This is a genomic window from Rufibacter immobilis, from assembly GCF_003721565.1.
GTDB lineage: Bacteria > Bacteroidota > Bacteroidia > Cytophagales > Hymenobacteraceae > Nibribacter > Nibribacter immobilis.
Genome location: NZ_RJJE01000017.1, coordinates 1,336,707 through 1,362,859 on the forward strand (window position 1 = coordinate 1,336,707; position 26,153 = coordinate 1,362,859).

Here is a 26,153-nt window from a genome sequence, read left to right on the forward strand (position 1 = left end):
CTAAACGGAGTTAGATAACTTAATATTTGGTGCTGAGCTTGAAAGCAGCTTCTTCCTCCACCCCCACCAGCGGGAACTCCCCGTCTTTGAGGAATTTGTCCTGGCGTTTGGTCAGGAGGGCCAGGTTGTCCAGCTCTATGTGCCAGTCAAAATTCTCCTGGTTGAGGTAAAGCAGGGCCTGGCTCACCACTTCGGGGGAGGTGTCTCCTAAGGCCAGGGAGAGGTGCGGCATCCAGATGCTGGGGTGGTAATGTTTGCCTATTTCCTGGCAGAAGGAAGCAACGGCTTCGTGCAGCTGCCCATGGAAACGGTTCACGCCCTGCGTCCGGATCACGGGGATATACAGAACAGGTTTCGGACCCGGGAAAACGCCCAGGCCGGTGGTATTGATCCTGAACTTGCAACAGATGCCCGCCGCGTGCCCCAACGTCTGTTTTAGGTTCTGTAGACTTCCATCGTTCACGGTAAGCCAAGTCAAGTGCGGGTACGGGGTAGTTTGCACCTCCTTCAGCCCAAATTCCCTCTCTAACCTATGAATCAGGCTGTTCATGCGGTCAGTACTTTCTGCGTCAAGCAAAGATACAATGGCTACCATAGAAGGTAAGTTTAGCATTTTAGGCCTTATTTTCAAAAAACGGCCTCTAAACGGGGCTGTGTCTCTGAAAGAACGATGAAGTGCTTCTATTGTTTGCGTTACCTTTCATTTCACCCTCATGACTCATTTCTTAGGATTTCTGCAGCTGTTAAATTACACGTGCAACGCAATGACTAACTCCAGCAAGAACAAGAGGTAAATCAGACTCTTTGGCTGCCTTAAAATTCACTACCTTTGCGGTTTGAGAAGAATTGACCAATGATTTCCATAAATAACCTTAACTTCCATTTCGGGAGCCGCACCCTGTACGAAGACGCCAACCTGCACATCAAACCCAAAGACAAAATAGGGTTAGTGGGGCTCAACGGAACAGGTAAATCCACTTTGTTGCGCCTACTGGTGGGCGAATACAAGCCTGATGCGGGCAGCATCCAGATGAGCCGCGAAACCACGCTTGGTTTCCTGAACCAGGACCTTCTGTCTTATGATACGCATGAGAGCATCCTGAAAGTGGCCATGCAGGCCTTTGAAGAAGCCATACAGCTGCAGCACAAGATTGACGAGGTGCTCCACGAGATGGAAACCAATTACCAGGACGAGCACATAGACAAACTGGCCAAGCTGCAGGAACAGTTTGAGGCGCTGGACGGCTATAACATACAGGTGAAGGCCGAGGAGATTCTGGAAGGCTTGGGCTTCAGCACGGAGGAACTGCAGCAGCCGCTCCGTACCTTCTCCGGGGGCTGGCGCATGCGCGTGATGCTGGCCAAAATCCTCTTGCAGAAACCCTCGCTCCTGCTCCTGGATGAGCCTACCAACCACCTGGACCTACCGTCTATCAAGTGGATTGAGAATTATCTGAGCGCGTATGAAGGCGCCCTGGTGATTGTTTCCCACGACCGGGAGTTCCTGGACCGGACCACCAACACCACGGTAGAAGTGTCCGGTGCTAAACTCAATGTGTACGCCGGTAACTACAGCTTTTATCTGGAGGAAAAAGAGCTGCGCAACGAGATCCAGAAGGGAGCCTTTGAGAACCAGCAGCAGCAGATAAAGCAGGCCGAACAATTCATTGCCCGCTTCAAAGCCAAGGCTACCAAGGCCAAGCAAGCCCAGAGCCGCATGAAAATGCTGGAAAAGATGGACCGCATTGAAGACGTAGCCGCCGATGCCCCGGTAGTGAACTTCAAGTTCCAGTTCACCGTGCAACCGGGCCGCCACATCCTGCGCCTGGAGGACATGAGCAAAAGCTACGGCGAGAAACTCATCTTCCGGAACACGCACGTGAACATTGAGCGCGGCGACAAGATCGCTTTGATTGGCGCCAACGGGAAAGGGAAATCTACGCTCATGCGGATCATTGCCGGCGATGAACCTATTCAGGGCAACCGCCAGTTAGGACATAACGTGATCATGGCCTTTTACGCGCAGCACCAGCTGGAAAGCCTCAACGTGGAGAACGAGATACTGCAAGAGATGGTACAGGCGGGCAGTAAACGTACCGAAATGGAATTACGCGGCGTGCTGGGTTCCTTCCTCTTCACCGGCGACACCGTTTTCAAAAAGATCAAAGTCCTCTCCGGGGGCGAGAAAAGCCGCGTGGCCTTGGCCAAGACCTTGATCTCAGAAGCCAACTTCCTGCTCCTGGATGAGCCTACCAACCACCTGGACATGCAGAGTGTGAACATCCTGATCCAGGCCTTGCAGCAGTATGAGGGAACTTTCGTGGTGATTTCCCACGACCGTTACTTTGTGGAGAACGTGGCCAACAAGATCTGGTACATTGAAAACCATGAGCTGAAGGAGTACCCCGGCACTTACCATGAATACGAGTACTGGATGGAGCAGCGCGAGAAAGATGGCAAACGGAATGCCCCAACAGCCGCAACCGCTAAAGCGGCTCCCAAACCCAAGCCCACTGCCAGCCAGCAGCAGGAACTGGAGCAGGAGCTTAAAAAGGCAAACCAGAAACTGAAACAGGTGGAAGGCTTGGTGAATGAGCTGGAAGGCAAACTGAAAAACTGCGAAAACAAACTCGCCCTGCCCAGCACCTACGCAGACCCTAACGCCCTGCATGAAGCCACCCAGCAGTTCAACAAGATCAAGGCCCAGCTAGACAAAGAACAGGCCACTTGGGAACAGCTTATGGAACAGGTAGACGAGCTGGAAAGCCAGCTGAAATAATTTGAGCAAAACCTCACGGCCTTACACGTCTGTGAGGTTTTGCGTTTAGGGGCTGTTTTTCCAAAAACAGCCCCTAAACGCAAAGGAAGCTTACCTGAATCACTTGCAGGACACGATAACCTCACCACAAGGCGTTCTGTGACCAGAGACGGTCTAAGTCTACAAAAGCACAATCAATAATAAACGCGCTACCCAAACGCATTACATGATACCAAAGAAAAATTGGAGAACTAGTCTCTTAACAATCCTACTGGCTGCCGCCACCGTGTCGGGCTGTGTTCCCGTGGAGGGCACCGGCTCTGGCACCGGAGCAACGGGTTACGGCGTTTCCCTGCGCTATGATGATGCCGTGTACGCCTCAGATGTGCGCTCGGTACAGTTGTACACTCAGAATTACAACGTGGGCGATGTGCTGGCGCCGCCGGTGGTATCCATTGCCCAATCCAGCCCCCTCACCCTGGAGTTCGACCGTATGTCGGCGCCGCGGGCCCGGGCGGTGGTCAAGCTTCACCACTGTGACGTGAACTGGCAGCCTTCCCAGCTCCAGCCGCTCCAGTACGTGCAGGACTACAATGAATTTTTCATCATGGAAGTGGAGCCCTCTGCGGGTACCAAGGTGCCCTACTGGCACTACCGCTTTCAGGTACCACGCGTGAAATTGAGCGGAAACTACGTTCTGGAGGTCGCTGAGGAAGGCGGTAACCTGTTGCTGAGCCGCAGGTTTGTGGTGTTTGAGGAAAATGTGAACGTGGTCATCAGGCCGGTGGCTACCCCGGGCGCCGGCGACAGGTACGTGCGACAACAGATGGATTTCAACATCTTCTATGCGCAGTACCCGCTGGTGAACCCTGCCCAGGAAATAAAGGTAGTGCTGCGCCAGAACCACCGCTGGGACAACGCCAAATATTTCACCCGCCCCACCTTTGTGCAGGAAGCGCAGCGCCGCCTGGAGTACCAGCTCTTTGAAGTGGAACAGTCTTTCCTGGGTCTGAACGAGTTCAGGGCCCTGGATACGCGCAGTGAGCGGTTCAGCGGCATTGGGGTGGAGCGCCGCGATGTCACCACCAGCCCCGACCGCGTGTTTGCAGTCACCGGGAAAAGCCGCGCCCAACAGGCCTACAGCACCCAGCCAGACGCCAACGGGAAGTTCCTCTTCGGGAGCCGCGAGTACGGCAACGCCCCTCTCAACGCCGATTACCAACAGGTCACCTTCCAACTGCACGCTCCAGAACCCGCCCCCGGTCCGGTTTACGTCTACGGCGGTTTATCTGACTGGCAACTGCAGGAGCCATACCGGCTGACGTATGATGCCGAAAAGCAGCTGTACACCGGTTCTGCACTCCTGAAACAGGGATACTATAATTACTACTTCGTCATGAAAGGTGCCAATGGCCAAGCCGATGCCCGTTATTTTGAAGGCAGCCACTTTGCCACTGAGAATGTCTATGACGTGCTGGTGTATTACCGCCCGCCCGGCACCCGTGCCGATCTCATCATTGGCTACTCCACTATCCAATTCAATCCGCAGAAATAAAAAGAGAAGGCTCCTTAACCGGTTAAGGAGCCTTCTCTTTTTATTTCTGTTTTAGGCCTTTTTTCAGAAAAAGAGCCCCTAAACGCTATTTGGCTTTGGTTTGAAGATACGCTTTCAATTTGGCTACCAACACTTCATTAATCCGGAGGTAAGATTCCTGCGTCCAGCCGGCAATGTGCGGGGTAAATATTACCTGGGGGTGTTCTTCCAGATAAGCTAAACGGGACTGCTGTTCCGGGGTGAGGGTTTTCAGTTTTTCGTTTTCCAACACATCCAGCGCGGCTCCTTTTACCTTGCCGGCTTGCATGGCGGCCACCAGCGCGGCATGGTCAAGAACTTCGCCGCGGGCAGTATTCAGTAGCCAAAACGGCTGTTGGAACCCCATCAGGACCTGCTCGTTGATGAAATGGTGGTTCTCTTTATTGTAAGGGAAATGAAGACTCAGCACTTGCGCCCGCGCCTGAATTTCTTCCAGGGTGGTAAGCCGCACATGCGGATAAGGGTTTTCCACCTCCTGTTGGTCAAAGGCCAGCACCTCACAGTCAAAACCCATCAGCCGTTTAGCGAAGGATTTCCCCATGTGCCCGTAGCCGATGAGGCCGATGGTTTTCCCCCCAATCTCCTCGCCCCGGTTTTCTTCCCGCAGCCACTGGCCCTGCCTAATCTGGCGGTCGCCTTGCGTAATTTTCCGGAACAGCGCCAGCAGCAGACCTAACGTGTGGTCACCCACGGCGTCTCGGTTCCCTTCCGGGGCGTTGAGCAGGGTAATCTTCCTGGCCTCCAGCACGCCATCATCAATGTTGTCTACTCCGGCTCCGGCGCGGGCCACTACTTCCAGTTTAGGGGCGTGTTCCAGCAAAGCTGCGGTCACCCGCATCTTGCTGCGCACCACCAGCATGTGGTACTCTGGCAACAAAGCGGGCACTTCTTCTTTTTTGATTTCCGGTACGTACGTGACCTCCACGCCAAGCCCTTGCAGCATAGGCAGCAGGCTTTCATGCATGAGGTCAATGACCAGGCAACGGAACGGTGATTCTGATGAAGACATGGTATTAGAGATTTAACAGGACATGCGCCACCAGAAAATAGACGGCCAGCCCTAACAGGTCATTGGCGGTGGTAATGAACGGCCCGGCGGCCACGGCGGGGTTAATTCCGTATTTATCCAGAATCATGGGCGTTACCGTACCCATGAACGAGGCTAACAGCACCACACTGAACAAAGCCACGGCCACTACCACAGACAAAGTAAACTGCACCCCAAACAGGATATTAAAACCCAGCACCAGACCAGACATGACCAATCCGTTAATAATGGCCACCAATAGTACTTTCACAATCCGGGAGGTGAAGTTGTCAAACAAGACGGTTTTGTTGGCCAGCGTCTGAATAATGATGGACGAGGACTGGATGCCTACGTTGCCACCGGTGGCGGTGATAAGCGGCGTGAACATAGCCAGCGCCGGGATCACAGAAATATCGCCTTCAAAAAGCCCGATGAAACGGGCGCCCAACAGACCGCCTACCATGCCCACCATCAGCCAGGGCAGCCGCGCGCGCGAAAGCCGGAACACGCTGTCATCTTCCTCAATGTTCTCGGTGATACCCGTCATGAGCTGCCTGCTCAGTTCGGCTTGCTCCTGAATCACATCAATCACGTCGTCAATGGTGATGCGGCCCAGCAATCGGCCCTGGATGTTGACCACCGGAATAGCGTCCAAATCATACTTCTGCATGACCGTGGCCACCTCCTGCTCATCTTTGTAAGACTCAATGGAAATCACATCGGGGTCGTAGACTTTGGAGATGGGAGTCTCATCGCCGCAAAGAATGAGGGTTTTCATGCTCAGGCGCCCCACCAGTTTGTCGCGTTCGTCCACCACGTAAATGGCGTAGACTTTCTCCACGTCCTCGGCCTGGCGTCTTATTTCATCAATACATTGCCCTACGCGCCAGTTAATGTTCACTTTGATCAACTCCTTTGCCATGAGACCTCCGGCGCAGTCTTCGTCATAGTGCAAGAGGTCAATAATATCGGCTACATGCTCCTGGTCTTCCAGCAGGGCTATGATTTCCTCTTTGCGCTGCACCGGCTGCTCATTGAGCAAATCCACGGCATCATCAGAGTCCATTTCGCCAATGTAGCGGGCAATCTCCTCGGTGGTGAAATTCTTGAGGAAATTGGTGCGCACGTCAGAGTCCAGGTCGCTCAGGATTTCAGCGCCCACATCGGGCGGCAGCACGTCCATCACGTATTTGCTTTGCTCCGTGTTGAGCTCGTACAAAACGGTGGTGATGTCTACCGCATACATTTCCTCCATGTTGGAGAGAATGAACTCAGCGTCGCGGCGCTCAATGGCGTCTTCTATCTGGGCAATGAACTCGCGGGTAATTTCAGACTGCATGCTGCTGGATCAGGAGGGTCAGGTGAATGAAATCTTCTACGGAAAGTTGCTCCGCCCTTTTATCGAAAACCGGTTGCTGCGTCACCTCGGCCGGCAGGCCGAAGGGCTTGAGGCAGTTCCGAAGGGTTTTACGGCGCGTCCCGAAACTGGTCTTCACTACGCTGAAAAACAGTTTCTCGTCGCAGGGCAGCTGGGTCACCTCATTGCGCGTTAACCGCACCACCGCGCTTTTCACCTTGGGCGGCGGGTTAAACACGTGCTCGTGCACCGTGAACAGGTACTCTATAGAATAAAACGCCTGCAAAAGCACACTCATGATGCCGTATGTCTTGGAACCGTGCGGGGCGGCAATACGCTCAGCCACTTCTTTCTGGATCATGCCCACCACTTCCGGCACCTGATCACGGTGCTCCAGCACTTTGAAGAAGATCTGGCTGGAGATGTTGTAGGGAAAATTGCCTATGATGGCGAACGGTCCGGTAAAGAGCGTTTTCAGATCGGTTTTCAGAAAATCGGCAAAAAGCACACGCCCCTCCAGCTGCGGAAAATGCTCGTTGAGCCAGGCAATGGATTCGCGGTCAATGTCTACCACGGTAGTTTTATAGGCAGGGTTCTGCGCCAGGTATTGCGTGAGCACCCCCATGCCGGGCCCTACCTCCAACACCTCCCGCACCCCCTTGGGAAGCTGCAGGGCCTCCACAATCTTCTGGGCAATGTTGAGGTCTGTGAGGAAGTGCTGACCTAGGTGTTTCTTGGGTTGGACGGGCTTCACTGGTTTTCGGTTTCCGTTTGTTAAGGCTATATTGCAGCCAAAGATACACATCTTATGCGCACAGAACTGACTTACTCCGCAACATTACCGGCAAATACCAGCACCGCCGTGCTCGTGCCGGGCCGGGATCAACTCCCCGTAGAGCTTTTCTCCGCCGATGAACTGAACTACATCAACCGCCAACTGGAGCTGAAAAGCACCTTGGTATCTCTTAATAAATACACGCACCAGCTGTACCTGCTGCTCACTGAGCCTAAAAAGAAGGAAACACAAACGCAGGAGGCCCTCCGTAAAGCCGGACACGCCCTCCAGCAGCGCCTCCTCGCGGATAAGGTTGAAAACGTGGTGCTGTTAGACGGTGCCGACGGGGAAGCCGCTCTCTATGTAGCCGAAGGATTGGTGCTGAGCAATTACTCTTTCCAACGGTATAAAACGGAGAAAGCCACACCGCCCTGCCTCAAGACGGTGACCATTACAGGCGTGGGCGTTACCCAAACCCAGGTAATGGAGCTTTCCCACTTATTGGAGGCGGTCTACCAAACCCGCGACCTCATCAACACTCCGCCTAATATGCAGACCGCTAGCATGCTGAGTGATCAGATTCAGGAGATGCTGCAAGGGTCTGGCGTGGAAGTGGAAGTACTGGACCAGGTACAGATCCAGTCCCTGAAAATGGGCGGTTTGCTCAGTGTGAACCAAGCCTCAGATGAATCGGCTACCTTTAATATATTAGAGTGGAAACCAGCCAACGCCACCAATGCGCAACCCGTGATCTTGGTGGGCAAAGGCGTGGTCTATGATACCGGTGGGCTCAGCCTGAAACCTACGCCCAACTCCATGGACTACATGAAATCAGACATGTCTGGCGCCGCCGCCGTGGCGGGCACTTTGTATGCCCTGGCCAAGAATGAAGTGCCCCTGCACGTCATCGGGCTTATCCCGGCCACCGACAATCTGATCAGCGGCAAAGGGTTCGCCCCCGGCGATGTCATTACCATGCACAGCGGCCACACCGTGGAGGTGCTGAACACCGATGCCGAAGGTCGCCTGATTCTGGCCGATGCCCTGCACTTTGCCAAACGGTATAATCCAGCTCTGGTGATTGACATAGCCACGCTTACCGGAGCCGCAGCCAGGGCCATCGGTCGGGAGGGTATTGCCATGATGGGCACTGCCGATGACCTGCTGAAAACCGACCTGAAGCTGGCCGGGGAAATGGCCCATGAGCGCCTGGTGGAGTTCCCGCTTTGGGAAGAGTACCAAGACCACCTCAAATCTGAGATCGCGGACCTGAAGAACATCGGCGGAGCCGAAGCGGGCGCCATCTCAGCGGGCAAGTTCCTGGAGTTCTTCACCAACTACCCCTGGATTCACCTGGACATTGCCGGCACCGCTTACCTGCTCAGCCCAGATTCTTACCGCGGCAAACATGCCACCGGGAGCAGCGTACGGCTGCTGTACCACTTCCTTACTTCGCAAGCCACCGCTTAACCAATGGACCAAAGAACTAAACCTAGAATAGGAATCACCATAGGAGATGTTGCCGGCATTGGTCCGGAAGTAATCTTAAAAACCCTCCTGGATAACCGGGTGCTGCACTTTTGCGCGCCGGTCATTTACGGAACTGCGGCAGCCCTAAACCACTACCGCAAGCTTTTGAACCTGGAGAACTTTACTTTTCAGACGGTACAGGGTTTTGACCAACTGCACCCCAAGAAAGTGAGCGTCATCAACTGCCTGGAAGAGGAGATGGAGTTCACGCCCGGCTCCCCTACTGCCGCCACCGGCACCCTGGCCCGCACCGCTCTCCTGCGTGCCGCCCAGGATTTGAAGGACGGTCACCTCCAAGCGGTGGTCACAGCCCCCATTGACAAAGACAACACCCAGGGCGAAGGTTTCCAGTTTCCGGGCCATACAGAGTTCTTCACCACCTACTTTGACGCCCCCGAAAGCCTCATGTTCCTGGTGGCCGAAGGATTCAGAGTGGCCACCGTGACGGGGCACCTGCCGCTCAAAGAGGTAGCCAACCGCCTTACCCCGGAGCTGCTTATCAGAAAGCTCACCATCCTGGACAACTCCCTGCGGCGCGACTTTGGGATACAGAAACCGAAAATTGCGGTGCTGGGCCTTAATCCACACGCCGGCGAGAACGGACTTTTGGGCACTGAGGAGACCGAAATAGTGATTCCGGTCATTGAGCAGCTGAAAAACAAGGGCAACCTGGTCTTCGGTCCCTTCCCCGCCGATGGTTTCTTTGGCACGCGCAGCTATCAGAAATTTGACGCTACGCTGGCTTTATACCATGACCAGGGCCTTATCCCGTTCAAGACCATCGCGTTTGAGCGGGGCGTGAACTTCACGGCAGGTCTGCCCATTGTGCGCACCTCGCCAGACCACGGCACCGCCTATGACATTGCCGGGCAGAACCGGGCAGATGAAACCTCGTTCAGGGAAGCGTTGTTTGCCGCCATTGATATTCTACGGGCCAGAGCCAACGCATAGGAGCTTTTTACGTAGGGGCTGTTTTTAGAAAAACAGCCCCTAAACGTAAAAAACAACAGATGAAATGTCTTTAGCACAGCTATCTTCCTCAGAATGAACTAGTGCTGTTTTAAGGCTGTTTTGAGAAAAGGAGCCGCTAAACGGCTAATGACTAACCCTCGCAAAAAAGGCAATTGTATTTTATAATTCAGATATTTCTGCTAATTTTGCGACTTGCAAAAAAAGAGGCAACGTGAAGGAGATAAAAAAATACGATATCAACCTGGTACGACTGGGCAACAAAAGCCACAGCTACGAGTTTGAATTGGATGACCACTTCTTTGAGTTGTTCAGCCAGCAGTTAATCCATGGCGGCAACTTGAAGGCAGAGGTGGTGTTACACAAGTCTGAGCTTCTTTTGCAGTTTGATTTCCACATTGCGGGCAAGGTTCGCCTTACCTGTGACCGGAGCTTAGAGGAATTTGAGTACCCGCTGGAAGTAAAACAAACCCTGCATGTGCGTTTTGGCCAGGAAGAAGTAGAACTGGATGAGAACGTGTTGCAGATCTTGCCGGAGACGCAGTACATCAACATTGCCCAGCACCTATATGACTACATTGGTCTGGCGGTGCCCATGAAGAAACTGCACCCCCGGTTTGTGGAAGAAGACCAAGACCTGGAGGATGACCCAGAGGCAGAAGGCCTCCTGATCTATTCCACCGGTTCTGACGGAGAAGAGGAGGACGACGATGACGATGAGGACGGTCCGCTGGACCCTCGCTTCGCCGCCCTTAAGAAGTTAAAATAGTTTTAAACCAATTTTGTAATAATTACCTGAGATGGCACATCCAAAGCGAAAAATCTCCAAAACCAGAAGAGATAAGAGAAGAACGCATGACAAACTGACTCCAAAGGCGATTTCTATCTGCCCTAACACCGGAGAGGTACACCAGTATCACAGAGCTTATGTGGTAGACGGTGATTTATACCACAAAGGGAAAGTGGCCATCAAAAATTATACCTCTGTTGCCTAATAAAGCTTGCCTGATCGGGCTTTATTTTAGTTACTTGTAGGATAATTTACGAAATACGCTTTACATGAAAATAGCTCTGGATGCAATGGGCGGCGACTTCGCCCCCGACGCAGTTGTAGAAGGCGCACTTTTGGCAGCTGAGACATTAAAGGATGGATTTGAGATTTTCCTCATTGGGGATGAGAACACAATCCATTCACTCCTGCAAAAGCACGGCTACACCGGTTCCAGAGTAAAGGTTGTTCACGCATCCCAGGTAATTGGGATGGGTGAACACCCTACTAAAGCCCTCACCCAGAAACCAGATTCCAGCATTGCGGTAGGTTACGGCATGTTGGCATCCAAGAAGGTAGACGCCTTCTGCAGCGCCGGTAACACCGGCGCCATGCTAGTGGGCGCCGTCTTCAGCGTGAAACAGGTAGAGGGCATTCTGCGGCCGGCCCTGGCCAGCTTTATCCCCAAATTATCTGGGGGCTTGGGCGTACTACTGGATGTAGGCGCCATTGCCGACTGCAAGCCGGAGATTCTGGAGCAGTTTGGCGAAATAGGTTCTATCTGCGCAGAGAATATCCTGGATATCAAAAACCCGCGCATAGGCCTCATGAACCTGGGAGAAGAGGAAGGCAAGGGAACCATGGTTACCCAGCCGGCCCACAAACTCCTCAAGGAAAACAAATCCATTAACTTTATCGGGAACATTGAAGGACGCGACCTGTTTAACGACAAGGCCGATGTGATTGTATGTGACGGGTTCACCGGTAACGTGATTCTAAAAATGGCAGAGTCTATCTATGACATCCTGCTGGAGAAAAAGATCAAAGACCCTTTCTTTGACCGCTTCAACTATGAAGCGGTAGGTGGTAGCCCCATCTTGGGCGTGAACGGCAATGCCGTGATAGGGCACGGGGTTTCCAGCCCTACCGCTATCTGCAATATGCTGCACCTGGCCAATAAAATGGCTGAGTCGCACATTTCAGATAAACTGAAAAAATACTTCAGCGCCTAAACGTGCGCTCCTTCACCAGACAATCCTTCAGAACAATATGAGCAAAATTACCGCCGCGATCACCGGTGTGAGCGGATATGCCCCAGAGTATGTGTTAACCAACCAGGAGTTGGAGACAATGGTAGAAACCAACGACGAATGGATCGTTAGCCGCACGGGCATCAAGGAAAGGCGCATCCTGAAGGGCGAAGACCAGGGAACATCGGCCATCGCCATTCCGGCGGTACTGGAGCTTCTCCAAAAAACCAACACCAAACCAGAGGAAGTAGATTTACTTATCTGCGCCACCACCACCCCAGACATGGTATTCCCGGCTACGGCCAACATTATCTGCGCCGAGGTGGGTGCCGTAAACGCCTTTGGTTATGATTTACAGGCCGCCTGCTCCGGTTTCTTATTTGCCTTGAGCACCGGCGCCCAGTTTGTGGAGACTGGCAAGTATAAGAAAGTGGTTGTGGTAGGCGCTGATAAGATGTCTGCCATTGTAGACTATACAGACCGTGCTACCTGCATCATCTTCGGTGATGGTGGCGGCGCCGTGATGCTGGAACCCAACACCGAAGGCCTGGGCATTCAGGACAGCATCCTGAAGTCTGACGGCACCGGTGCTCAGTTCCTCCACATGAAAGCCGGTGGCAGCCGCAGACCAGCCACCGCAGAGACTGTGGCCCGCCGGGAGCATTACGCTTTCCAGGAAGGCCAGCAGGTATTCAAATTTGCCGTAAAGGGCATGGCCGATGTTTCTGCCGAAGTGATGGAGCGCAACAACCTCACCGCCGATGACATTGCCTGGTTAGTGCCTCACCAGGCCAACAAGCGCATCATTGACGCCACCGCCAACCGTATGGGCGTTGGTCCTGATAAAGTGATGCTCAACATCCAGAAATACGGCAACACCACCAGCGGTACTATCCCGCTGTGCCTGTGGGAGTACGAAAAACAGCTGAAGAAAGGCGACAACTTAGTGCTGGCTGCTTTTGGCGGCGGGTTCACCTGGGGTGCTATTTACCTGAAGTGGGCATATGATCCTAAGTAATCGCTTCGTTTTTAAGACAGTTTTCTAAAATGAATAAAAAAATTCGGCTATCTTTGGCCGAATTTTTTTATGTCAAAACGGGAAAAACCCGCCGACATCTTAAACCGAAACGCACACACAACTATGGCAACCACCGCTGATTTCCGCAACGGGCTTTGCATTGAATTTAACGGCGATTTATGGCTCATCACTGAGTTTCAGCACGTGAAACCAGGTAAAGGACCAGCCTTTGTTCGTACCAAACTGAAGAATATCAAAACCGGTAAAGTAGTAGACAACACGTTTACCGCCGGTGTAAAAGTAACCACGGCTCGGGTGGAGCAGCGTCCGCACCAATTCATCTTCAAAGATGACTATGGCTACAATTTCATGGACCTGAACAATTTTGAGCAGGTGACCTTGAACGAGAAGCTGGTTCCATTCGCAGACCTCATGAAAGAAGGCCAGGAAGTGACCATCCTTTTCCACGCTGAAACCGAGACTCCGCTCACGGCTGAATTGCCTACCTACGTAGAGCTTACCATCACGTATACAGAGCCTGGCATCAAAGGAGACACTGCCACCAACGCTTCAAAACCAGCCACCGTAGAAACCGGTGCTACTATCTCTGTCCCGCTGTTTATTGGGCAAGATGAAAAAATTAAGGTAGATACGCGTACCTATACCTACGCCGAACGAGTAAAATAGAACTATGAAAGCAAAGGAAATCCAAGAACTGATTGATTTCATCGCGAAATCAGGCCTGAATAAAGTGGACATTGAGACGGAAGAATTCAAAATCTCAGTGGAACGCGAAGCTAGCCAAAAAGTAAAATTCGTGTCTGGGGCTGCCCCTGCCGCGGCTCCGGCCCCTGCCCCACAGATTGCGGCTCCGGCACCACAACCGGTTGCCGCAGCCGCTCCGGCTGCGCCAGCCCAGCCGGCTGCTGATGACACCAGCAAATACATCACCATCAAAGCGCCAATGATAGGCACGCTGTACCGCTCTGCTAACCCAGAGTCCCCTGCCTTTGTAAACGTAGGTGATGAGGTGAAAAAAGGTCAGGTAATCTGCATCATTGAGGCCATGAAACTGTTCAATGAGATTGAATCTGAAGTTTCTGGCCGTATTGTGAAGGTGTTGGTAGACAATGCCTCCCCAGTGGAGTACGACCAGCCGTTGTTCTTGGTAGATCCCAGCTAAATAATTATGAATTAAAAATTAAGAATTATGAATGAGCCTTCTCTTCATAATTCTTTAGTTTAAAGAACCTTTCTGGCTCTCACCTTCACCAGATAAATAAGTCATTGCTAGCGATGCTCCCCGCTTTTGGTTTTCTTTTCTAAAAAATAAGCCAGAAAACAGGGAGCATCACTAGAATATAACCTAACAGTTTTGGTTGTGAAGGAATGAAAGACGGCTGGTTCTTCAATTTTTAATTCTTAATTTCTAATTCTTAATTAAAAAGAAGTGTTCAAAAAAATACTAATCGCCAACCGTGGTGAAATTGCGCTTAGGGTAATCCGGACGTGCAAAGAGATGGGAATTAAAACGGTAGCTGTGTATTCTACCGCCGACAAAGAAAGCTTACACGTTCGTTTCGCAGACGAAGCGGTATGTATCGGTCCCGCTCCCAGCGCGCAGTCTTACCTGAACATCCCTAATTTGATTGCCGCCGCAGAAATCACCAATGCAGACGCCATTCACCCAGGCTACGGTTTCCTTTCTGAAAACGCCGAATTTTCCAGAATCTGCGCCGAGAACGGTATCAAATTCATTGGTGCCAGTCCAGAAATGATTAACTCCATGGGCGATAAATCATCGGCTAAGGATTTCATGAAAAAAGCTGGGGTGCCTACCATTCCGGGGTCAGACGGCTTGCTTACTTCTGCGGAGCAAGGCAAAAAACTGGCTGCAAAGATCAAGTACCCGGTGATTATCAAAGCTACCGCCGGTGGTGGTGGACGCGGTATGCGGATCATCAAATCTGCGGAAGAATTTGATAAGGCTTGGAATGATGCCCGCCAGGAAGCCAAAGCGGCTTTCGGGAATGACGGCATGTATCTGGAGAAATTTGTGGAGGAACCCCGCCACATAGAGATCCAGATTGTGGGTGACCAATTTGGCAATGTTTGCCACTTATCTGAGCGGGATTGCAGCATCCAGCGCCGCCACCAGAAACTGATTGAGGAAACTCCTTCTCCGTTCATCTCAGATGAACTGCGTGAAAGAATGGGCCAGGCGGCCATTGCCGGGGCTAAAGCGATCAACTACGAAGGCGTAGGTACCATTGAATTCCTGGTAGACAAGCACAAAGATTTCTACTTCATGGAGATGAACACCCGTATTCAGGTGGAGCATCCTATCACAGAAGAGGTAGTGAACTATGACTTGATCAAAGAGCAAATTAAAGTGGCCGCTGGCGTTCCTATTTCGGGTAAAAACTACTACCCACAGATGCACGCCATTGAGTGCCGGATCAACGCTGAGGACCCGAAAGCCGGTTTCCGTCCAAGCCCCGGCAAGATCAACGTGTTGCACATACCGGGCGGCCACGGGGTACGCGTAGACACGCACGTATATGCGGGCTACACCATTCCGGCCAACTATGACTCCATGATTGCCAAACTGATTGTAAGCGCCCAGACCCGGGAAGAAGCCATTGTAAAGATGAAGCGCGCCTTGAGTGAGTTTGTGATTGAAGGGGTGAAAACCACCATTCCGTTCCACCTGGCCATGATGGATGATAAGAACTTCAACGAGGGAGATTTCACGACCAGCTATCTGGATAGCTACGATTTCACTCAGGTTTAACCTAAGCCTCAGATAAAATGAAAAAAGCAGCTCCAAAGCTGCTTTTTTCATTTTGCAGATAGGGGTAAAGCGAGCATAAGCTGTTTACAAAGTACCCTTACATGAAATAGTACTGCATGAAAACATATTCCCCCCGCCTGGTCATAGCCTGCCTCTGTCTTTTTCTTTCCAGCTGCACCTCAGTCCTATATTTAGACAGAGAGGAACCCGCCATAGTGCAGATCCCCGACGAGATTGCTAGGATTCTCTTGGTTCAGCGCTATGATGCGTCTCTTCTGCCTTATAAGAAAGAGCGAAAAGTTGAGGTGTTTAGAGACGGGGCCATAAACGCGATGGAAGCCGTGCGGCATGAGTTAGCCTTAGACACTACCTTTCAGGTGGTGCTGGCAGATACAAGCTTGTTTTTACAGAAACCTGTTGCGGACCGGCTGATAACTAAAGCGAAGGCACAACAGCTCTGCCGCGAGTACAACGCTTCCCTCCTGCTGGTGCTGGACACCTTGGATGCCTATATGGACCAGGCTTCCGTGACCCGTGAAAAGGATGAGCAAGGCAATGTCTCAAAAATCGCTGATTATTTCCTGGTGGTCTCCACCAAATGGAGACTGTATACCCAAGAGGGAGAACTCTTGGATGAAGCCACGCTTACGCACAGCGAACCTTACGGCAGCCGAGGTGTTATTAGTGGATTGCTTGCCATTGGCCCAGCCATGGCAAATGCCGGCGAGGCCGTGAACCGCAATGCTGCCATCACCGGCAAAATGTACGCCGACAGGTTTTACCCTACCAAATTCACCATTACCAAAGAATACTTCCACCAGAAAGAACTTGCCCAGGCAGCCGAATACATCAGGCTGTATGAGTGGGAAAAAGCTTCAGAGCTACTAGTCCCGCTTGCCAAGGGAAAATCCACATCCCTAGCCGGGAAAGCCGCTTACAACCTTGCTGTTATCCATGAGGTTCAGGGTAACCTTGAAGAGGCCAGAAAATAGGCCGAAGTGGCCCGAAAAGCGGGTCTGAAGAAAGCCCATTTCCTGTTGGCTGACCTGAGCCAAACCCATTAAAACAAAACTCCCGTTTAGGACCTGTTTTTGGAAAAACAGGTCCTAAACGGGAGTTTGATTATCAAGAGGAGTATCTTATTTGACCAATGCTTCCTTAGCCACCAGCTCATCCAGTTCATTGAACCATTCCTCGCCGAATTTCCGGATCAAAGGCTCGCGCAGGAACTTGTACACCGGCACGCCCAACTCCTGCCCGAAGGAACAGGCGGGGTTGCAGATTTCCCAGCGGTCGTAGTTCAGGGCCTCAAACCCGTCGTACTTCGTGATCCGGATGGGGTACAGATGGCAGGAAATGGGTTTCTTCCAGGAGATCTTACCATCCAGGTACGCCTGTTCAATGGCGCACTTGAGCGTGAGGTTATCGTCATAGATGGCGTAGGCGCACTCGCGGTCGCCAATGGTGGGCGTGCTATAGTCCCCTTCAAAGTCTTCTACGTAGAGACCTTGTTCCGTAACGGCTTTCACTCCCTCCGCAGACATGTAGGGTTTTACGTGCTCATAAACCTCGGCTAAGAGCGGGAGTTCTTCTTTGTCCAGAGGGGCGCCCAGGTCTCCTTCCACGCAGCAGGCCCCTTTGCATTTCTCTAGGTTACAGACAAAGAACTTGTCTTTGAGGTCGTCAGAGAGAACAGTATTTTGCAGTACAATCATGAGCTAATTCTTTTAGCAGAAAGACAAAAGTACCGCTATTTAAGTTCGGCCGCAAAGCCTTAGCGCAAAGTGTGCAAGACGGCAAATGCGTTTAGCGGCTCTTTTTCTGAAAAAAGGCCCAAAACGGCTGCTTCTTCCCTACCCCATCTATCACCCACCGTAAACGCGAGGCGAATGGCCCAGAACAAGAGCTTGGGTGCCTCCTCCTTTGGGCAGCGGAAGGATGGTCCAAGAAATGGAGCAGTGAATACCAAAGCTTCTGAGCAGAATGCGACCTTTCTTTCGTAATTTTGTGTTCCTTCTACAAGAAAGAACCTTTCGTACACATGGATTACTTAAAACTCCTGAATGAGTCACAGCGCGCTGCTGTTTTAAATACCGAAGGCCCTTGTATGATCATCGCCGGTGCGGGCTCCGGCAAGACCCGGGTGCTTACCTACCGCATCGCGCACTTGCTGGAAAAAGGCGTTGATCCGTTTAACATCCTCTCCCTTACCTTTACCAACAAGGCCGCCAAGGAAATGCGCGGCCGGATTGAGAAAGTGGTGGGGCCCGAGGCCAAGAATCTTTGGATGGGCACCTTCCACTCCGTCTTCTCCCGTATCCTTCGGGCCGAGGCCCAGAAGATTGGCTATCCCAGCCACTTCACCATCTATGATTCTGATGACTCTAAAACGCTCATCCGGAACATTGTGAAGGAGATGAACCTGGACGATAAGCTCTACAAACCCAATGTGGTGCTGGGCCGAATCTCGGCGGCCAAAAACAAACTCATCTCCGTGGCGCAGTACCTGCGGGACCCCGCCATCCAGGCCGATGACGAGGCAGCGCTGAGACCTAAGATTGGGCAGATTTTCAAAACCTATGCCGAACGTTGCTTCAAAGCCGGGGCCATGGACTTTGACGACCTTCTGTTCAACACCAACGTGCTGTTCAGAGACCACGTGGATGTGCTCAACAAATACCAGCACATCTTCAAATACGTGATGGTAGATGAGTACCAGGATACCAACTACTCCCAGTACCTGATTACCCGCAAGCTGTCTGCCAAAGACCGCAATATCTGCGTGGTAGGTGATGATGCGCAAAGTATTTATGCCTTCCGGGGCGCAGACATCCAGAACATCCTCAACTTTGAGCGCGACTATCCGGAGCTGGAGGTGTTCAAACTGGAGCAGAACTACCGCTCTACCCAGCATATTGTGAAGGCCGCAAACTCCGTGATCAAGAATAACAAGGCGCAGCTGCGCAAGAGCGTGTTCTCTGAAAACGAGGAAGGTCAGCTGATAGACGTGATCAAAGCCAGTTCAGATAACGAGGAAGGCAAACTGGTGGCCCACGCCATCTTTGAGGAGAAAATGAACCAGCACCTCTCCTATGAAGATTTCGCCATTCTGTACCGCACCAACGCGCAAAGCCGGGCCATGGAAGAGGCCTTGCGCAAGATGAACATCAAGTACCGCATTGTAGGTGGCCTGTCTTTCTACCAGCGCAAGGAGATTAAAGACCTAATCTCGTACCTGCGTTTGGCCATCAACCACAATGATGAGCAGGCGTTGCGCCGGGTCATCAACTACCCTAAGCGCGGTATTGGGGACACCACCATAGAGAAACTCATTGTCACGGCCAATGAAACCAACCACAGCATCTGGGAAGTAGTGAGCCACGCCAACCAGTTGGTGGGCGGAAGAGCCGGGGCCGCCATTGATGACTTCGCCACCAAGATCAAAAGCTTTGCCGTTATAGCCGAGCAGAAAGACGCGTTTGAAGCTGCCACCTATATTGCGAAACATTCCGGGCTGGTAGATGATCTGTACGCCGATAAATCGGTGGAGGGGCTGGCCCGCTATGAGAACATCCAGGAGTTGCTGAACGCCATCAAGGAGTTCGTGGACGATCCGGAGAAGGAAGACAAGTCGCTGGCCCTGTTCCTCCAGGACATTGCCCTGCTCACCGATGCCGACACCAAAAAGGAAGAGGAAGGCGAGTACGTGACCATGATGACCATTCACTCGGCCAAAGGTCTGGAGTTCAGGAACGTGTTCATTGTGGGCATGGAGGAAAACCTGTTCCCCAGCCAGATGATGCTGCAAAGCCGCGCCGATCTGGAAGAGGAGCGCCGTCTGTTTTACGTGGCCATTACCCGCGCCGAGAAAAAACTGACCCTCTCCTACGCCACCAGCCGCTACCAGTGGGGTAATCTGCGGGCCGCCGAGAAGAGTCGCTTCATTGATGAGATTGACCCTACGTTCCTTAACTTCAAATTCGGGGATGAGCGCGGGCCGTTAGAGAAAGTCCTACAGCGCAAAACCCCGGCCGCGCAGTTGATCACCCCCGCCCGCAAGCCTACTGCCGCACCGTCTTACACCCCGCCCGCTGACTTTACCCCCAGTGACACGTCTAACCTACAGGCAGGCATGCGCGTAGAGCACCCTAAGTTCGGGTTTGGCGTGGTGGCTAAAATGGACACCCAGGGCAACTCTACCAAAGCCATCATCAACTTTGAGGGTGTGGGAGAGAAAACCCTGCTCCTGAGCTTCGCCAAGCTACGTATACATGCGTAAAGCGTATCAGGTAGCACATATCAAGTAGCAAGACACAGGTTGCTTTAGAAGTCATTTCGCGTTTAGGGGCTGTTTTTCCAAAAAGAGCCCCTAAACGCGAAATCTTTTATCCTGATACTTGATACTTGCTACGTGATACCCCTAAAATTTTTCTAATTTTGACTCAGCAACACAATCCATCTATATGGTAGCCAGTTCCACTTTTAAACAAGAGCTTCTGCTGCGGGAGTACGGCCGCAACGTCCAGAACATAGTGCAGTACATCCTTACGGTGGAGGACAGAACCAAACGCACCCAATTGGCGCAATTGCTGGTGAACCTCATGGGCCGGCTTAACCCCAACGTGAAAGACATTCAGGATGCCCAACAGACGCTCTGGAACCACTTGTACGTGATGTCAGACGGGCAGCTGGACGTTGATGCGCCTTTCCAGCTCAGCGCAATGGAATACCTCAATGATAAACCGCAGCGCGTGGATTATCCAACCCAGAACCCCAAGTACAAGCACTACGGCACCAATCTGGAGCGTCTGCTGGACAAAGCCAAACAAATCAACGATCCGCAGGAGCGCGAGGGAGCTATCATCTCCATTGGCAAGCTCATGAAAGTGCTGTACCGCACCTACAACAAAGACAGCGTGACAGATGAGGTGATCCTGGAGAACCTGCGCGAGTTATCTGGCGGGGAATTAGACCTGGACCCCAAGCTTCTGGAAAAAGGCAACCTGTTTGAGAGCACCATCAAAGCGCCTCAGAACCAAGGCAACAACTATCAGAACAACAACCAGAAGTACAAGAACAACCAGAACAAGAATCAGAACCGAGGCAAGAATAAATAAGAACACATGGCTTCTTTTGAAGTAATAGGTGGCCGTCCTTTACACGGTGAAATTATCCCGCAGGGAGCAAAGAACGAGGCGCTGCAAATCCTTTGTGCCGTTCTCCTCACGCCAGAGCCAGTAACCATTTCCAATATCCCCAACATCCGGGACGTGAACAAACTCATTGAGCTGTTGCGTGACATGGGTGTGCAGGTAGAACAGACCGCGCCGGAAACTTACGTGTTCCAGGCCCAGGAGGTGAATTTGGACTATCTCACTACTGACAAATTTATTGAGCAGGCCCGTGCCATCAGAGGTTCTGTCATGATCTTAGGGCCAATGCTGGCCCGTTTTGGCGTGGCGAAACTGCCGAAACCCGGCGGAGACAAAATTGGCCGCAGACGGCTAGACACGCACTTCATCGGGTTTGAGAAACTAGGTGCCAAGTTCACCTATGATGCCAATGACAGCTTTTACCACCTGGAAGGCAAAAATCTGAAAGGCACGTACATGCTCCTGGACGAAGCGTCCGTGACCGGAACCGCCAACATTGTAATGGCTGCCGTTCTAGCCGAAGGCATTACCACCATCTACAACGCCGCCTGTGAGCCTTACCTACAACAGCTCTGCAAAATGCTGGTAAGAATGGGCGCCAAAATAACGGGCATAGGATCTAACCTGCTCATTATTGAAGGCGTGGAGAAACTGGGCGGAACTGAGCACCGCATGCTGCCAGACATGATTGAGATTGGCTCTTTCATTGGTTTGGCGGGGATGACCGGTTCTGAGATCACCATCAAAGATGCGCAGATACGGGAATTGGGTCTGATTCCAGACACGTTCCAGCGGTTAGGAATCAAAATGGAGTTCCGGGGCGATGACATCTTCATTCCAGCCCAGGACCAATACGAGATTGACACTTACATTGACGGCAGTATCTTAACTGTTTCTGACCATACCTGGCCAGGCTTTACCCCAGACTTGCTGAGCATCGCGCTGGTGGTGGCTACCCAGGCCAAAGGAACCGTACTCATTCACCAGAAGATGTTTGAGAGCCGCCTGTTCTTCGTGGACAAACTCATTGACATGGGTGCCCAGATCATCCTCTGCGATCCGCACCGCGCCACCGTGATCGGTCAGAACAAACAAGTACCACTGCGTGGTATTTCCATGACTTCGCCAGACATTAGAGCGGGGGTTGCCCTGTTGATTGCCGCGCTTTCGGCCGAGGGCCGCAGCGTGATCCACAACATTGAGCAGATTGACCGCGGTTACCAGAACATTGACGGCCGCCTCAATGCCTTAGGTGCGCAGATTACGCGTCTCTAAACCACATTTATTTTTGAGCAGAAAAGGAGCCCCAACAAGGCTCCTTTTCTCGTTTTAAACGCATAACAGACAGATTTCCTCCTGCCTCTGGTTTGGGTTAATTTCTGGAAAAACAGCCCCTAAACGTAATTCTCTAACTCAATATTGTTCTTTCTTTTTGGGTTACCAACCTGATGCTGAACGCATTAAAAGGAAAATAAGACGGCTATGAGAACAAACTATCAGACTTTCCTTTTCGGCGGCTTATTGCTGCTTGTGTTCTTTTTCGGGGGCTGCTCGGGCAAACAGGAAACGCCTTCTGCCAATGAGGTAGCAGCCGTTGCTCAAGCCAGCGATGCCGCCGCTCCAGACGGTGCCAACAATGAAGCTACTCCAGCAAAGCAGATGCTCATCAAAGACGCCCAAGTCAAGTTTCAGGTAAAAGATCTGGCAAACAGCACACAACGCATTGAGAACGCCGTGAAAAAGCATAATGCCATCCTGGCTAACACCTCGCAACAACAGGCGCAAGATGAGCAGGTCATGAACTTTGAGATACGGGTGAAGCCAGAGCAGTTTACGACTCTACTGGAGGAACTGGAAAAAGAAAGCGTAAAGCTGGAGTACCGGAATCTGGCATCTGAAGACGTAGCGGTGGAATACGTAGACGTGCAGGCACGCCTGAAAGCAAAGAGAGCAGTAGAACAGCGGTACCTGTCACTCCTGAACCAAGCCAAAAACATCAATGAAATACTAGAGGTAGAGCAGTACTTGCTGAAGGTGCGGGAAGAGATAGAAAGCGCCGATGCCCGTTTGCACTACCTGAAAAACCAAACCGCCTACAGCACCATTAAACTGGAGATATACCAGCTGGTACCCTTGAGTTTTACGGAGCGCATTGGCTTAGGCACCAGATTCTACAACGCCTTTGGCACCGGGTGGCAGATGTTCCTTTCTCTATTAGTGGGCTTGTGTTACCTCTGGCCCCTGCTTTTGCTGGGCGGCGGGTTGTACCTGCTGCGCCGCCGCAGATTAATCTGACTTTCTGTTTAGGGGCTGTTTTTCCAAAAACAGCCCCTAAACAGAAAGTCAGCTATAAACACTGGTTACTCCTTTTCTCTCCTGCTGCCCCGGTAGAGCTCATACTTAAACAGGCGGCACTCAATGGGTCCATTGTAAAGCGGAATCCGGCGCGAGGGCTTCAATCCAATGTGTTTGGCGGCTTCCAGGTTACCGGTGAAAATGAAAGCGTCCCACTCCTGGAAACCACTTTTCAGGGTATCCCCAATCATTTTGTAGAGGTCGTTGATTTCGTTCTCGTCACCAATGCGCTCTCCGTACGGCGGATTCATGACCAGAATACCTTTGTCTACGGGTTTGGTGGCTTCTTTGAAATTGAGCTCCTTCACCCGTACGTATTGGTCCAGTTCGGCAAATTCCAGGTTCTGGAAAGTGGCTTCCACAAAATCGGGATCAATGTCTGAACCGAAGATTTCCACCTCGGCGTCTGCATCTTCCTGGGCAAGCGCATCTTGGTACACCCGCTGGTAAAGGGCGGCATCATAATCTGGCCAACGCATAAACCCGAAGTCGCGGCGGTACACGCCCGGGGCAATGTTGTGCGCCAGCATGGCCGCCTCCGTCAGAAAGGTCCCTGATCCACACATGGGGTCATAGAGCGGCGATTTCCGGTCCCAACCGCTTAACAGCAAGATGCCGGCGGCCAGCACCTCGTTCAGCGGCGCCACGTTCGTCTGCTGGCGGTACCCCCGGCGGTGCAGAGAATCTCCTGATGAGTCCAAGGCCAACGTGACAATGTTCTCGTGCATGTGCAGGTTTATTCTTACGTCTGGCGTGGCGACATCTACGCTGGGGCGTTGCCCGGTTTTGTCTCTGAACTGGTCTACAATGGCATCTTTGGTCAACTGCGATACAAAAAGCGAATGTTCAAACGTAGAGCGGGACACCACCGCGTTGATCGCGAACGTATCATTCACACCCATGAACCGGCTCCAGTCCTGCTCCCGCACCTTTAGGTACAGCTCCTTCTCATCTCTGGCTTTGAACTGCGCAAACGGCTTCAGAATCCGGATGGCGGTACGGCACCAGAGATTGGCCTGGTACAACAGGTACTGGTTTCCGCTGAAGGTCACCGCCCGCACGCCCGGTTTCACATACTGGGCCCCTAAATCACGGAGTTCCTGAGCCAAGACTTCCTCCAGGCCTGCCAGGGTGGTTGCCGTCATGTTGAAATTAGCAGATGATTTAGATTTGGCCATAAATGCGTACGGTTGTGCGGGTGCGGGATGAATTGTGGCGCAATTTCGGAAAAAAAAGATGGAGAAATTGTAGTTTTTAATTCCTTTCGAATTCCCTTTCGAAATATTTAAACAATTTATTTTAATGTTTAAGCGGCAGATAGAATAAAAATTTAGAAAGTTTGGGGCTAAATAGTTAACAAAAAAAAAATGTTTCCTAATATTGGAAAACATGCCTAAACCTATCTGCATTACCTCTTATGTCTAAAACCGTTTCCTCCCCTTCGGCGGGTATTGCCCCCCCACCCCAGAATAACTATGCCCGCTCCATGGCCATCATTGGGGCTTTGTTCTTTGTGTTCGGGTTTGTGACCTGGCTTAACTCAGTTCTAATTCCCTATCTCAAAATTGCCTGTGAGTTAAATAACTTTGAGTCTTACCTGGTTGCGTTCGCTTTTTACATCGCGTATCTGGTGATGGGCATTCCGGCGGGTTGGCTGCTTAGAAAAACCGGCTACAAAAAAGGAATGTCGGCGGGTCTGCTCATTATTGCGGCTGGAGCCCTGCTCTTCGTTCCCGCGGCCATGTCGCGTACGTATGGGCTGTTTCTCTTGGGCCTTTTTGTGCAGGGAACCGGTTTAACGGTGCTTCAGGCAGCCGTGAACCCCTACGTTTCCATCATTGGTCCGGCCGAGAGTGCCGCCAAGCGCATCAGCATCATGGGTATCTGCAATAAGATTGCCGGTTCTGCCGCTCCTTATGTATTGGGTTCCATTCTTTTGGCTGGCGCCGATGACCTGGTGACCAATCTGGAGACCATGGATCTGGCCCAACGCACCCAGGGCTTGGATGAACTTGCTTCCCGTGTGATTACTCCTTATTTGGTGATTATGGCTTCCTTGGTGGCCTTAGCCGTGTTCACGTATTTCTCTGGTTTACCTGAGGTAGACACTGAGCAGGAAGACGAAACTGTGGCCGCCGCCAACACCGGTAAAACCAGTGTGTTCCAGTTCCCGCACCTGGTGCTGGGCGCGTTGAGCTTGTTCCTGTACGTGGGTGTGGAAGTAATGGCCGGCGATACGGTTATCAGCTATGCCTCCAGCCAGGGCATTCCATTGGACGAAGCCACCCGTTTCACCTCCTTCACCCTTTGGGCCATGATTGCCGGTTACATCATTGGTATCATCGCTATTCCTAAGTACCTGAGCCAGCAGAAAGCCCTGCAAATCTGCGCGATAGTAGGCGTAATTTTCACCTTGTCTGCCATTTTCACCGATGGGTACGTTTCGGTGCTGAGCATTTCGCTGCTTGGCCTGGCCAACTCCCTCATGTGGCCCGCTATCTTCCCGCTGGCCATCGCTGATCTGGGTCGCTTCACTAAAATGGGCTCTTCCCTGTTAATTATGGGTATTGCCGGTGGTGCCTTGCTGCCCCTGCTGTATGGTTTCCTGGCCGATATTGTGAACCCGCAGCAAGCCTACTGGATGATGGCTCCTTGCTACTTGTTCATCCTGTACTTTGCCACCAGCGGATATAAAATCAGAACTAGATAATATTCCAGTTTAGGCCTGTTTTTAGAAAAACGGCCGCTAAACAGAAAGCCGCCCCTGTTGCAGGGGCGGCTTTCTGTTTTAACTTCGTCCCGGA

General features: G+C 52.0%; 23 protein-coding genes. 17 read left to right on the plus strand and 6 right to left on the minus strand.

All coding sequences use genetic code 11. From position 1 onward, the window contains the following. Positions 1–19: 19 nt before the first annotated feature. Positions 20–595 (minus strand): 2'-5' RNA ligase family protein, encoded by a 576-nt coding sequence (locus tag EFA69_RS18600; RefSeq protein WP_183906867.1) that lies wholly within the window; start codon positions 593–595, stop codon positions 20–22. 258 nt (positions 596–853) lie between these two features. On the opposite strand from EFA69_RS18600, the gene abc-f reads away from it, so the two are divergent. Then, positions 854–2,779 carry a ribosomal protection-like ABC-F family protein gene (gene abc-f, locus EFA69_RS18605; protein WP_123134557.1) on the plus strand — a complete coding sequence of 642 codons (1,926 nt, stop codon included), beginning with the start codon at positions 854–856 and terminating at the stop codon, positions 2,777–2,779. Positions 2,780–2,984: 205 nt separating this feature from the next. Next, on the plus strand, positions 2,985–4,313 hold the full coding sequence (locus EFA69_RS18610) for a type IX secretion system plug protein (RefSeq protein ID WP_123134558.1): 1,329 nt from the start codon (positions 2,985–2,987) through the stop codon (positions 4,311–4,313). A gap of 85 nt (positions 4,314–4,398) precedes the next feature. Here EFA69_RS18610 and EFA69_RS18615 read toward each other — a convergent pair whose 3' ends face one another. The 3 genes from EFA69_RS18615 to rsmA are packed head-to-tail and all read right to left on the minus strand — an operon-like array spanning position 4,399 to position 7,490. After that, a complete protein-coding gene (locus EFA69_RS18615) occupies positions 4,399–5,361 on the minus strand; it encodes an NAD(P)-dependent oxidoreductase (protein ID WP_123134559.1) in 963 nt (320 codons plus the stop codon). Positions 5,362–5,365: 4 nt separating this feature from the next. Next, positions 5,366–6,718 (minus strand): magnesium transporter, encoded by a 1,353-nt coding sequence (gene mgtE, locus EFA69_RS18620; RefSeq protein WP_123134560.1) that lies wholly within the window; start codon positions 6,716–6,718, stop codon positions 5,366–5,368. Beyond that, positions 6,708–7,490 carry a 16S rRNA (adenine(1518)-N(6)/adenine(1519)-N(6))-dimethyltransferase RsmA gene (gene rsmA, locus EFA69_RS18625; protein ID WP_123134561.1) on the minus strand — a complete coding sequence of 261 codons (783 nt, stop codon included), beginning with the start codon at positions 7,488–7,490 and terminating at the stop codon, positions 6,708–6,710. Before rsmA ends, mgtE begins: the two co-directional genes overlap by 11 nt. A 54-nt stretch (positions 7,491–7,544) precedes the next feature. On the opposite strand from rsmA, the gene EFA69_RS18630 reads away from it, so the two are divergent. The 10 genes from EFA69_RS18630 to EFA69_RS18675 all read left to right on the plus strand — a co-directional run bounded on the left by EFA69_RS18630 (position 7,545) and on the right by EFA69_RS18675 (position 16,833). Further along, the gene (locus tag EFA69_RS18630) at positions 7,545–8,981 is read left to right on the plus strand and encodes a leucyl aminopeptidase family protein (RefSeq protein ID WP_123134562.1); all 1,437 of its coding nucleotides are present in this window, start codon (positions 7,545–7,547) and stop codon (positions 8,979–8,981) included. A 3-nt stretch (positions 8,982–8,984) separates the two neighbouring features. Then, positions 8,985–9,992: a 4-hydroxythreonine-4-phosphate dehydrogenase PdxA gene (gene pdxA, locus EFA69_RS18635; RefSeq protein ID WP_123134563.1), complete on the plus strand. Its 1,008-nt coding sequence runs from the start codon at positions 8,985–8,987 to the stop codon at positions 9,990–9,992. A 232-nt stretch (positions 9,993–10,224) separates the two neighbouring features. Beyond that, positions 10,225–10,779, plus strand: coding sequence for a YceD family protein (locus EFA69_RS18640; RefSeq protein WP_123134564.1), 555 nt, complete (start codon positions 10,225–10,227; stop codon positions 10,777–10,779). A gap of 31 nt (positions 10,780–10,810) precedes the next feature. Beyond that, positions 10,811–11,005 carry a 50S ribosomal protein L32 gene (rpmF, locus tag EFA69_RS18645; protein WP_123134565.1) on the plus strand — a complete coding sequence of 65 codons (195 nt, stop codon included), beginning with the start codon at positions 10,811–10,813 and terminating at the stop codon, positions 11,003–11,005. Positions 11,006–11,069: 64 nt separating this feature from the next. Further along, entirely contained in the window at positions 11,070–12,011 is a 942-nt protein-coding gene (plsX, locus tag EFA69_RS18650) for a phosphate acyltransferase PlsX (protein ID WP_123134566.1), read from the plus strand. Positions 12,012–12,048: 37 nt separating this feature from the next. Next, a complete protein-coding gene (locus tag EFA69_RS18655; protein WP_123134567.1) occupies positions 12,049–13,047 on the plus strand; it encodes a beta-ketoacyl-ACP synthase III in 999 nt (332 codons plus the stop codon). Positions 13,048–13,170: 123 nt separating this feature from the next. Continuing rightward, complete coding sequence (gene efp, locus EFA69_RS18660) at positions 13,171–13,734, plus strand: elongation factor P (RefSeq protein ID WP_123134568.1); 564 nt, start codon at positions 13,171–13,173, stop codon at positions 13,732–13,734. Positions 13,735–13,738: 4 nt separating this feature from the next. Then, positions 13,739–14,230, plus strand: a complete 492-nt coding sequence (accB, locus tag EFA69_RS18665; RefSeq protein ID WP_123134569.1) for an acetyl-CoA carboxylase biotin carboxyl carrier protein — start codon at positions 13,739–13,741, stop codon at positions 14,228–14,230. A gap of 267 nt (positions 14,231–14,497) precedes the next feature. After that, entirely contained in the window at positions 14,498–15,841 is a 1,344-nt protein-coding gene (gene accC, locus EFA69_RS18670) for an acetyl-CoA carboxylase biotin carboxylase subunit (RefSeq protein WP_123134570.1), read from the plus strand. A 116-nt stretch (positions 15,842–15,957) separates the two neighbouring features. Continuing rightward, entirely contained in the window at positions 15,958–16,833 is an 876-nt protein-coding gene (locus tag EFA69_RS18675) for a DUF6340 family protein (RefSeq protein ID WP_123134571.1), read from the plus strand. A gap of 147 nt (positions 16,834–16,980) precedes the next feature. On the opposite strand, the gene EFA69_RS18680 is transcribed toward EFA69_RS18675, so the two are convergent. After that, positions 16,981–17,556 (minus strand): DUF3109 family protein, encoded by a 576-nt coding sequence (locus tag EFA69_RS18680; protein WP_123134572.1) that lies wholly within the window; start codon positions 17,554–17,556, stop codon positions 16,981–16,983. Between the two features lie 326 nt (positions 17,557–17,882). On the opposite strand from EFA69_RS18680, the gene EFA69_RS18690 reads away from it, so the two are divergent. From EFA69_RS18690 to EFA69_RS18705, 4 genes are all read left to right on the plus strand, one after another. Then, positions 17,883–20,120 carry an ATP-dependent helicase gene (locus EFA69_RS18690; RefSeq protein WP_123134574.1) on the plus strand — a complete coding sequence of 746 codons (2,238 nt, stop codon included), beginning with the start codon at positions 17,883–17,885 and terminating at the stop codon, positions 20,118–20,120. Between the two features lie 184 nt (positions 20,121–20,304). After that, the gene (locus EFA69_RS18695) at positions 20,305–20,958 is read left to right on the plus strand and encodes a DUF4290 domain-containing protein (RefSeq protein WP_123134575.1); all 654 of its coding nucleotides are present in this window, start codon (positions 20,305–20,307) and stop codon (positions 20,956–20,958) included. Between the two features lie 6 nt (positions 20,959–20,964). Continuing rightward, entirely contained in the window at positions 20,965–22,269 is a 1,305-nt protein-coding gene (gene murA, locus EFA69_RS18700) for a UDP-N-acetylglucosamine 1-carboxyvinyltransferase (protein WP_123134576.1), read from the plus strand. Between the two features lie 207 nt (positions 22,270–22,476). Beyond that, positions 22,477–23,289, plus strand: a complete 813-nt coding sequence (locus EFA69_RS18705) for a DUF4349 domain-containing protein (protein WP_123134577.1) — start codon at positions 22,477–22,479, stop codon at positions 23,287–23,289. 65 nt (positions 23,290–23,354) lie between these two features. Here EFA69_RS18705 and EFA69_RS18710 read toward each other — a convergent pair whose 3' ends face one another. Beyond that, the gene (locus EFA69_RS18710; protein WP_123134578.1) at positions 23,355–24,527 is read right to left on the minus strand and encodes a THUMP domain-containing class I SAM-dependent RNA methyltransferase; all 1,173 of its coding nucleotides are present in this window, start codon (positions 24,525–24,527) and stop codon (positions 23,355–23,357) included. Between the two features lie 239 nt (positions 24,528–24,766). Between EFA69_RS18710 and EFA69_RS18715 the strand changes: the two genes are divergently transcribed. Next, positions 24,767–26,059, plus strand: a complete 1,293-nt coding sequence (locus EFA69_RS18715; RefSeq protein ID WP_123134579.1) for a sugar MFS transporter — start codon at positions 24,767–24,769, stop codon at positions 26,057–26,059. The last annotated feature ends 94 nt before the right edge of the window (positions 26,060–26,153 follow it).